The organism is Mycobacterium sp. 852002-50816_SCH5313054-b (genome assembly GCF_001667185.1).
Taxonomy (GTDB): domain Bacteria; phylum Actinomycetota; class Actinomycetes; order Mycobacteriales; family Mycobacteriaceae; genus Mycobacterium.
The window spans coordinates 1-700 of the sequence record NZ_LZIC01000087.1; the positions used below are offsets into that span (position 1 = coordinate 1).

Annotated in this window: 1 protein-coding gene; it reads right to left on the reverse strand. The window is 73.0% G+C overall.

Annotated elements, in window-relative coordinates:
* Window positions 1-700 (reverse strand): alanine and proline-rich secreted protein Apa (locus tag A5787_RS18160; RefSeq protein ID WP_231994035.1); only part of this gene is annotated, 700 nt, incomplete at both ends.

Genomic DNA, 700 nt, shown 5'->3' on the forward strand with positions numbered 1-700 from the left:
TGCGTGGGGGCGCTCTGGGTAATATGCGCCCCCGTGGCGCGGGCGGGGCGCACCTGGCGCGGGCGCCGGCGCGCCCGGAGCCGGCGGCGGGGCGGCCGGCGGTGTCCAGGGCTGGATCGACTCGGCCAGCGCCTTCGCCGCGCCCTGGTCCACCGGGTCGTTCGAGGTCCCCAGCCACACCACGAACCAGCGCTGCGGAGGTCCGTTGCCGGCCGAGGGCGAGCCGACCACGCCGGTCCAGATCTGGCCGTTCGGCTTGGACGGGTCGCTGAACTTCACCTCGTAGTAGGACGCGCTTCCGGTGATCCCGTTGGCGCCGCTCAGCGGGGTGCTGGTCTGGTTGATCCGGGTGCCGGGGTAGGGCATGAAGAACTCGCCCATGTCCGAGCCCAATCGGACCGCGGCCTTGGCGTCGGTGGTTTCGGCGCTGGCGTAAAGCTTTTGGTCCAGCCGGCCCATCACGATGCGGGTGTCGTTGGCGACCGGCGGCGCCTGCCCGGGGGCCGGTGGCTGGCCGGTGGTCTTGCTGAGCAACTCCGAACCGTAGTCGAGGTGGGTTGCGTCGGACTCGACCCAGGCGGGCGGCAGCACGAAGCTGAACCCGCCGACGGCGTTGCCGATCCGGCCCGCGTTGGGGTCGACGGGCGGTGGCGGCGGCGCGTTCGGGTCGACCGGCGGCGGGTTCAGCTTCGTGCTGCCG